This window comes from Paenibacillus forsythiae T98, assembly GCF_000520735.1.
Lineage (GTDB): Bacteria > Bacillota > Bacilli > Paenibacillales > Paenibacillaceae > Paenibacillus_AQ > Paenibacillus_AQ forsythiae.
This window is the reverse complement of sequence record NZ_ASSC01000810.1, coordinates 1-9,129: the sequence shown is the minus strand read 5'-3', so window position 1 is coordinate 9,129 and position 9,129 is coordinate 1. Positions and strand designations below refer to the sequence as shown.

Genomic DNA, 9,129 nt, shown 5'->3' with positions numbered 1-9,129 from the left:
CGGACCGGTTTCTTCCGAAGTGTCCGGAGGGGCGGAGGCCTCCGCCGGCCTTACCGGTTCGCGATTCGCATTGCTGTCCTGTTTCTGCTTGTCGCGCTGGCGGAAACCGTCACTGTCAAGCAATCGGCGAATTGAGCGGCACGCGGGGAAGAAGCGGCAAGCCTGCCCGCGCCTACTCATCCCAGGCATTATAGAACAAGAGGCTGCTCTCGGTCACCTTGATGACTCAGGGAGCAGTCTCTTCGCTGTTTCGTCTGCGCCCTATAACAGCGGCAATATGTTATCGTTTGGCGCAGATTTCTGCGGTTATCTGCCCGATCAGCTCCTTCAGGCTTCGGGAGCCGAGATCGCCTTCGCCCCGTTTTCTCACCGACACATGGCCGGAGGCGAGTTCGTTCTCGCCAAGGATGAGCATGTACGGCGATTTTTGCAGCTGGGCTTCGCGGATTTTGTAGCCGAGCTTCTCGTCCCGCAGGTCCAGTTCGGCGCGGATACCGGCGTCCTCCAGCGATTTCTTCACTTCGAAGGCGTATCCGTTGAACTTCTCCGACACGGGCAGGAGCTTCGCCTGAACCGGCGCAAGCCAGAGCGGGAAGGCGCCGGCGTAATGCTCGGTGATGATTCCCATGAACCGGTCCAGCGAGCCGTACACGGCGCGGTGAATGACGACCGGACGGGCTTTGCGGCCATCCTCGCCGATATAGGAAAGATCGAATTTCTCGGGCATCTGGAAATCCAGCTGGATCGTGCCGCACTGCCAGCTCCGTTTCAGCGCGTCCAGAATATGAAAGTCGATCTTCGGACCATAGAACGCCCCATCGCCTTCATTGAGGCGGTACGGGATGCCGCTGTTATCCAGACACTTTTGCAAAGCCTGTTCCGCTTCGTTCCACAATTCCTCGGAGCCCATGGAATCCTCCGGCCGCGTTGACAGCTCGACGGTGTACTGGAAGCCGAAGACCTGGTAAATATGGTCGATCATTGCGATGACGCGGCCAATCTCTTCCTCGATTTGCTCCGGCCGGATGAACAGGTGAGCGTCGTCCTGACAGAAGGTGCGGACCCGCATCATCCCGCCCAGCGCCCCGGACAGCTCATGGCGGTGCACCTGCCCGAATTCCGACAGCCGGATGGGCAGCTCCCGGTAGGAATGCAGATTGTTCTTGTAAATGAGCATATGGCCCGGACAGTTCATCGGTTTGAGGGCATATTTGGTTTCGTCCACATCGGTAAAATACATATTATCCTTGAAGTGATCCCAATGCCCGGACTGTTCCCAGAGCCGGTTATTCATCATCAGCGGTGTGCGCACTTCATGATATTCCCGCTGTCTTTGCAGTTCCCGCGCAAAATTCTCCAGTTCGTTACGGATCGTCATCCCGTTCGGCAGGTAAAAGGGCATTCCCGGCGCTTCCTCGGAGAACATGAACAGCTCAAGCTCTTTGCCGAGCTTGCGGTGGTCGCGTTTTTTGGCCTCTTCCAGAAACAGCAGGTGCTCATCCAGCTGCGGCTTTTTCGGGAACGCGGTTCCGTAAATCCGCTGGAGCATCGGGTTGCCGGAATCTCCCCGCCAGTAGGCTCCGGCGACGCTGAGCAGCTTGAATGCCTTGACGCGGCCTGTCGCCGGAAGATGGGGACCGCGGCACAGATCGGAGAATTCGCCCTGCTCATAGATGCTGATAACGGCATCCCGGGGCAGCCCGGCGATCAGCTCCAGCTTAAGCGGCTCTTCCAGCTCTCCGAAGATGCGGACGGCTTCTTCGCGGCTGACAACCCGGCGGACGATCGGGAGATCCTCCTTGATCACATGCTCCATCTCCCGCTCGATTGCGGCGAGATCGCCGTCCGTCAGCGGCTTCTCTATGTCGATGTCGTAATAGAACCCGTCTCTTGTCACCGGCCCGATGCCAAGCTTGACCGCCCGGGAACCATATATGCGTTTAATGGCCTGGGCCATAATGTGCGCCGCAGTGTGCCGGTAGATTTCCAGTCCTTCCGGACTGTCCAGCGTAACCAGCCGCAGGAGGCTGTCTTGATTGATCGGTTCACCCAGATCCGCCGCCTTTCCGTTGATGATCCCCGACACAGCCTGTTTTTTCAGTCCGGTGCTGATGGATTCCGCCACTTGTCCAATGGTCGTGCCTTGCATGTACCTCCTTTTTGCGCCATCCGGTAAAGTTACTTCGATTTCCATCTGTCCAGCCTCCATTTCCTGATTATTTGGGGAAAATACAAAAAAACGCAGCTCATCCACAAAGGGACGAGTGCGTTTAAGCTCGTGGTTCCACCCTGATTCGACCTGCGGCGAGTAATGCCCCGGCTGCTGCCGGACACTGACGCTGCAAGTCCTCATTGGTATCCGGTAACGGGGATAACGCGGTGCCGCATACTGCCGTATAGCCTTTCGTCTCACGGGTTCAGCGCAACGGCTGCAAAGGGGTAATTTCACATCCGGTTGCCGGAGAAGCTTTCAGCCGGAGCTTCTCTCTCTGGACGGCCCGTGAAGGAAATCATGTCTTTGGTCATTGCCTGATGGGATGTTAAATTGGATGGATATTACATTACCTCACGTTCCGAGGTCTAGTCAAGCGCCAATTTTAAAGAGCTGCCGGCTTGCCCTCATGGAACACCTCTTCCGTCACCCGCACCAGACTGCGCGCCGCCGCGCTTAAATCGCCGGTATCGCGGTAGATCAGACAGGTGGTCCGCTGGGTACGCTCCAGCTCCTTGATGTGCAGGGAGGCCAGCCCGCCTCCCGACAGCAGCTCCGGGCGAAGATAGGAGCCGGGAAGCAGCGCCGCCGCCTTGATTGTCGGGAGCAGCCGGATGATCGCCTCGAAGGAATCAATCTCCATGCGGATATCCGGCTGCACCCCGCTGCGCCGGAACAGGTCGTCCGTCATGCGGCGGTACCAGGTTCCTTTGGAGAACAGGATCATCGGCAGACCCGCCAGATGCTCCATCTCAAGCCGGGGCAGCAGGGCGAGGGGATGATGTCCTGCGATCACGAGCCGCAGCTGGTCCTCGAACAGCGGGAAGCAGCGCAGGCCGGATTCCGCGGTGGCGGAAGCGATCAGCCCGATTTCGCACACGCCTTCCCGCACCGAGGTGACGATCTCATGCGTCTTGCCCGTAATCAGCTTCAGCTCGGCGGCCGGGTATTTCTCCATGTATGCGCTTACGAGGGGCGGCAGAGTGGTCTGGATCGTGGTCAGACTGGCTCCCAGCGCAACGGACAGCGGCTCGCCCTGCTTGAACTTCGAGATCGCCTCCAGGAATTTGAAGCGCTGCTGCCGCTGCTCCAGAGCGTAGGCGTAGGCCAGCCTCCCCACCTCGGTCAGCTCCAGCCTTTTGCCATAGCGGTTGAACAGCGAGACGCCGAGCCGCTCCTCCAGCTTGGATATTTTGCGCGACAGGGCAGGCTGTGACAAATTTAGTTGACGGGAAGCTCGGTTTAGGCTGGACTGCTCTACAACAGCCGCAAAAATATCAAGGTCGTCAAACATCGCTTGCGCTCCTTCCGCCAGCTCCAAAGTGGGCGCGTTCCCTTTTTCTCAAAATATAAGAATGTTATAGGTTTCACGCTTAAAAGAGGCCGTATATTTCTACGAGAAACGTACTTGTGTCCCTGGGGGACGCCGTCAGGCGTTTCTTTCTTCTTGGGGACTTTTCTTTGCTCCGGTCAAGTGTGATTCATATTCTTATGCATATATCTTATAACGTATAATAATTAGATTGCAATTCCCTTATAAGCTGAAAAGGAGTAACATACAAAGTGACACAAGATATTCACAATTTGTGAAAGATGAAGCAAAGCCTTATCGGGAGCGGAAGAGCCGCAAATGGACAGGTGCCTGGGAGGCAGACACCCTCCGATTCCCTGTTTCAACAGACGCCCCGCAGGTGTATGCTGATTAATGAAAACGGTTTTATTCGGAAAGGGGACACGGCCATATGAGAGGCTTCTATTCCAGAAAAATTCATTCCCTGCTCGGCGTCATTCCGCTCGCCTTCTTCTTCATCGAGCACATGCTGACGAATTTCTCGGCGGTGGAGAAGGGGGCTGACGGCTTCAAAGACAGTGTGCTGTGGCTGAACAGCCTGCCGCTTGTCTTCTTCCTGGAATTGCTGTTTATCTGGCTTCCCCTGATGTACCATGGCGTCTACGGACTGTACATCGCCTACCAGTCGAAGCCGAATCTGAACCGCTACAACCTGGAACGCAACTGGCGTTATACGCTGCAGCGGGTCAGCGGGATCGTCACCTTTGTTTTTATCATATGGCATTTGTACGAAACCCGGGTTCAAGTGGCGCTTGGCAACGTTACGCATGAAGAGCTGGGCGGCGTGATGCATGAGATCGTGCCCCAGCCGCTGTGGCTGGCTTTCTATATCGTCGGCATCGTCGCGGCCTGCTTCCATTTTGCGAACGGGCTGTGGTCCTTCCTCGTCAGCTGGGGGATCACGATTGGCCCCCGCTCGCAGCGGGTATCGTCCTATATATGCATGGGCCTGTTCGTTTTGGTGACGTTCATGTTCCTGCTGTCGCTCGTCACGTTCCGTGACAGCGAGTTCAAGACCGCCGAGGCTATTGCCGAAGCCGTAAATACTGTCATCCAAGTAAGGGAGTGAACCTGTCATGGCAACAGCCGATATCATTATCGTGGGCGGCGGCCTGGCCGGCCTGATGGCAACCATCAAGGCGGCGGAGGCCGGCGTTCATGTGCATCTGTTCTCGCTCGTTCCGGTCAAAAGATCGCACTCGGTCTGCGCGCAGGGCGGCATCAACGGGGCCGTCAACACGAAGGGCGAGGGCGACTCGCCGTGGGTGCATTTTGACGACACCGTATACGGCGGCGACTTTCTTGCCAACCAGCCTCCGGTCAAGGCGATGTGCGAGGCGGCTCCGGGCATCATCCACCTGATGGACCGGATGGGCGTCATGTTCAACCGCACGCCGGAGGGGCTGCTTGACTTCCGCCGGTTTGGCGGAACGAAGCATCACCGGACGGCCTACGCGGGCGCAACAACTGGCCAGCAGCTCTTGTACGCGCTGGATGAGCAGGTGCGCCGCTGGGAGGTCGAAGGCTTCGTAACGAAGCATGAGAACTGGGAATTTCTCTCCGCCGTGATTGACGATGAAGGCGTCTGCCGCGGCATTTGCGCCCAGGATTTGCGCACGATGGCGATTGAGACATTTCCGGCGGACGCGGTCATTCTGGCGAGCGGCGGTCCGGGCATTGTTTTCGGCAAGACGACCAACTCGGTCATTAACACCGGGACGGCGGCAAGCGCCGTGTACCAGCAGGGCGTATATTACGCGAACGGGGAGTTCATCCAGATCCATCCGACAGCCATTCCCGGCGACGACAAGCTGCGGCTGATGAGCGAATCGGCGCGCGGCGAGGGGGGACGCATCTGGACTTATAAGGACGGCAAGCCGTGGTATTTTCTTGAGGAAAAATATCCGGCCTACGGCAACCTGGTGCCGCGCGATATCGCCACCCGCGAGATTTTCAACGTCTGTGTCGATCAGGGACTTGGCATTCATGGCGAGAACATGGTTTATCTGGACCTGTCGCATAAGGACCCGAAGGAGCTGGACGTCAAGCTCGGGGGCATCATCGAAATTTATGAGAAATTCATGGGCGATGATCCGCGCAAAATCCCGATGAAAATCTTCCCGGCGGTCCATTACTCCATGGGCGGCATGTGGGTCGATTACAACCAGATGACGAATATTCCCGGCCTGTTTGCGGCGGGAGAATGCGAATACCAGTATCACGGCGCGAACCGGCTGGGCGCGAACTCGCTCGTATCGGCCATTTTCGGCGGCATGGTGTCGGGGCCAAAGGCGGTGGAGTATATTAAGGGGCTTAACAAAACGGCACAGGACGTGCCCCTTTCCGTGTTCGACAGATCCCGGCGCGGGCAGCAGGACAAGTATGAATCGCTCCTTGGCATGAGCGGGACGGAGAACGCCTATGTCCTTCACAAAGAGCTGGGCGAGTGGATGACCGCCAATATGACGGTGGTCCGCCATAACGTGAAGCTGGAGGCGACCATAGGCAAGATTAAAGAGCTGAAAGAGCGTTATCATCACATCAACATGACCGATACCTCGCGCTGGAACAATCAGGGCGTCGCCTTCACCCGGCAGCTGTGGAACATGCTGGAGCTGGCCGAGGCGATGACGCTGGGCGCGCTGCTGCGGAACGAAAGCCGGGGGGCGCATTACAAGCCGGAATTTCCGAAGCGGCGTGACGAGGAGTTCCTGAAGACGACGAAGGCGTCCTGGACGCCGGACGGGCCGAAGATTTCGTACGAGGAGGTCGATGTGTCGCTGATTCCTCCGCGGGTCCGCGACTACACCAAGGACAAATAAATCGGACAATGCTCCAAAGTCTACCAAAACTTTCAGGAGGGGAAACAGATGGCGGAAACAGCGGCAGCTTCCAAAAATGTGAAATTTATTATCACCCGCCAGGACGATCCGCAGAGTGCGCCTTATACGGAGGAATTCAATCTTCCCTACCGTCCGGGAATGAACGTCATCAGCGCCTTGATGGAGATCCAGCGTAATCCGGTCAACGCCAAGGGCGAGGCCACGGTCCCGGTATGCTGGGAATCGAACTGTCTGGAGGAAGTATGCGGCGCCTGCTCCATGGTCATCAACGGCAAGCCGCGCCAGGCCTGCGCCGCCCTGATCGACAATCTGGAGCAACCGATCCGCGTCGAGCCGATGAGCACTTTTCCGGTTGTGCGCGATCTGATTATTGACCGGACCCGGATGTTTAACGCGCTGAAAAAGGTCAAAGCCTGGATTCCCATTGACGGAACCTATGACCTTGGTCCAGGCCCGCGCATGGCCGAGAAAAAGCGGCAGTGGGCCTACGAGCTGTCCAAGTGCATGACCTGCGGCGTCTGCCTGGAGGCCTGCCCGAATGTCAACGCGAAGACCGATTTTATCGGTCCGGCGGCCATATCGCAGGTCCGCCTGTTCAACGCTCACCCGACGGGCGAGATGAACGCCGACGAACGGCTGGAAGCGCTGATGACGGATGGCGGCATCGAGGGCTGCGGCAACTCGCAGAACTGTGTCCGCGCCTGCCCGAAAGGCATCCCGCTGACAACTTCCATTGCCGAGATCAACAAGCAGACGACGAAGCATATGTTCAAGCGGTGGCTGGGCATGTAAGCTTCATATGGAGCGGCTGACTCTTTACAACGGGCTGCTGCCGGGCGACGATCCGGCGGCGGCCTTTAGTTTTGCCTTGATAAAAGGACGGATTTGATTCAACATGGAGATATTATGCGTTCAGGCGCGTCAGCGCGGAAAGGGGAACGGGATATGACGCATCGTTATCAGCAGTTGAGCCCGCATGTCATCATCATGCATGCCGAGCGTGAAACGGACCGCCCTATACTCGCGGCTATCACAGGAGAGCGGCGGACCCTGCTTATGGATGCCGGCAATTCGCCGGCGCATGCCGAGCTGTTCCGCCGGGAGCTTGAGCGGCGCGGTGTCCGTCCGCCGGAGCTGCTCGCGCTGACCCACTGGCACTGGGATCATTCGTTTGGCATGCAGGCCTGGAGCCTCCCGGCGGTGGCGCATGTGGAGACAGGCCGGGCGCTTGCTTCGCTGTCGGGGCTGGACTGGTCTGATGATTGTCTGCTGGATTTGATTCGTCAAGGAATCATCAACGAAGACAGCGCGGCGGACATCCGCAAGGAGTTTGGAGAAAATCGCGATATTGAAATCGTCCAGCCGGACATTCTGTTCCAGGACCGGATTGCCCTTGATCTTGGGGGCGTTATATGCGAAATGGTTCACATCGGAGGGGACCATTCCGGCGACAGCTGCATTGTGCATGTCAGAAAGGATCGGGTGCTGTTCCTTGGCGATGCGCTGGGACCGTCCGTTTACGGCGGCCCGCGCAAGTACACCAGCGCCGCCTTTTTGAGACTGCTTCCGCCGCATACGGGTATAACGCGCGGTGGTATGTGGAATCGCACGGCATCCCGATGAGCGGGGAAGAATTCCGGAGCGATCTGGCCCATTGGGAGAAGCTGGCCCGGATTGTAGAGGTGTTCGGCCATGACCGGGAGAGGGTGGCTGACGAAATGAAAGCCTTTTTGCAGTCGGATGAACTGCCTGATGATCTGCTTCAGGGACTGGATTATTTCATGGCAGGCCGGGCAAATATGGTATAATCTCGGTAATTCATGCATGGAAATGGAATGTACTCGGGAGGAATAGCATTGATTTGTCGGGAGCAGGGTGAGAAGTTTGTCATGATCAAGCAGCATGACCACGGTCTGCTGGCCGGGGAATTTGCGGCGCGGTTCCGCATGTAGCAGGTTCCCCGGCGGCGCAGGCTGGATGAAGTGCTGTATGCGATAGGCCATCATGACCGGGGATGGATTGATCTGGACGAGACGCCTTTCTGGAATGATGACTTGCAGGGAAGCGTGTCGCTGGGAGAAGCCCTCGGTTTAAGCTGGGGGCTGCGTGAATATTCGGTGAAGCGGAATTAACGGGAGCAGGGAGAACAATGAAACCAGACGCGAAAGGGGGGAAACGGCCAATGAACGAACCGGCGCAGAATAAATCTATAACATCCGCGAGCGGCGGCGGACAAGGCCATTTGGCCGATGTACCCCCAGGTCCAGGCGGCAGAAAAATAACGCGCCGCCAGTTTCTGGCCCGCGGAGCGGCGGCGCTGATCGGCGCGGGTCTGCTGACGGGCGGCTACAGCTGGCAGGGAGAAACGCGCTGGCTCGATATCAGCCGCCTGACGCTGGATTGGAAGGAGCTTCCGGCCGCATTCTCGGGAATGAAGCTTGTCCATTTCAGCGACGTGCATCTGGGCTTCAACAAGGATGCCGGGGACGTCAAGCGGCTGATAAGCCATATCCGGAAGGCGGAGCCGGACCTTATCTGCTTCAGCGGCGATATCGTCGACAGCTATCCGGAGGATTTGGAGGAATCGGTTCCTCTGTTCGCCGGTCTGACGGCTCCGATGGGCAAATACGCGGTGCTGGGCAATCATGATTACAAGCATGCCGAGAAGCTGGTCGGTCTGCTGGAGGCTGCGGGCTTCCGGGTGCTGCGCAACGGACATGTCC

At 57.7% G+C, this 9,129-nt stretch carries 8 protein-coding genes and 1 pseudogene; 7 read left to right on the top strand and 2 right to left on the bottom strand.

Features of this window, described 5'->3' with window-relative positions:
- Positions 1-280: 280 nt before the first annotated feature.
- Both thrS and L692_RS0124815 read right to left on the bottom strand, forming a co-directional pair.
- Positions 281-2,194 (bottom strand): threonine--tRNA ligase, encoded by a 1,914-nt coding sequence (gene thrS / locus L692_RS0124820; RefSeq protein WP_025702616.1) that lies wholly within the window; start codon positions 2,192-2,194, stop codon positions 281-283.
- A 403-nt stretch (positions 2,195-2,597) separates the two neighbouring features.
- On the bottom strand, positions 2,598-3,506 hold the full coding sequence (locus L692_RS0124815; RefSeq protein WP_025702615.1) for a LysR family transcriptional regulator: 909 nt from the start codon (positions 3,504-3,506) through the stop codon (positions 2,598-2,600).
- Positions 3,507-3,954: 448 nt separating this feature from the next.
- On the opposite strand from L692_RS0124815, the gene L692_RS0124810 reads away from it, so the two are divergent.
- The 7 genes and pseudogenes from L692_RS0124810 to L692_RS0124775 all read left to right on the top strand — a co-directional run.
- Positions 3,955-4,632: a succinate dehydrogenase cytochrome b558 subunit gene (locus L692_RS0124810; protein ID WP_025702614.1), complete on the top strand. Its 678-nt coding sequence runs from the start codon at positions 3,955-3,957 to the stop codon at positions 4,630-4,632.
- A gap of 7 nt (positions 4,633-4,639) precedes the next feature.
- Positions 4,640-6,385, top strand: a complete 1,746-nt coding sequence (gene sdhA, locus L692_RS0124805) for a succinate dehydrogenase flavoprotein subunit (protein WP_025702613.1) — start codon at positions 4,640-4,642, stop codon at positions 6,383-6,385.
- Positions 6,386-6,433: 48 nt separating this feature from the next.
- A complete protein-coding gene (sdhB, locus tag L692_RS0124800; RefSeq protein WP_025702612.1) occupies positions 6,434-7,198 on the top strand; it encodes a succinate dehydrogenase iron-sulfur subunit in 765 nt (254 codons plus the stop codon).
- Between the two features lie 153 nt (positions 7,199-7,351).
- Positions 7,352-8,029, top strand: coding sequence for an MBL fold metallo-hydrolase (locus tag L692_RS30150; protein ID WP_232238861.1), 678 nt, complete (start codon positions 7,352-7,354; stop codon positions 8,027-8,029).
- Positions 8,026-8,214 (top strand): hypothetical protein, encoded by a 189-nt coding sequence (locus L692_RS33720; RefSeq protein WP_232238860.1) that lies wholly within the window; start codon positions 8,026-8,028, stop codon positions 8,212-8,214. Before L692_RS30150 ends, L692_RS33720 begins: the two co-directional genes overlap by 4 nt.
- 12 nt (positions 8,215-8,226) lie before the next feature.
- Positions 8,227-8,538: pseudogene (locus tag L692_RS33715) on the top strand (DUF3891 family protein).
- Between the two features lie 50 nt (positions 8,539-8,588).
- Positions 8,589-9,129: metallophosphoesterase (locus L692_RS0124775; RefSeq protein WP_025702611.1), on the top strand; the 541-nt coding region annotated here is incomplete at its 3' end.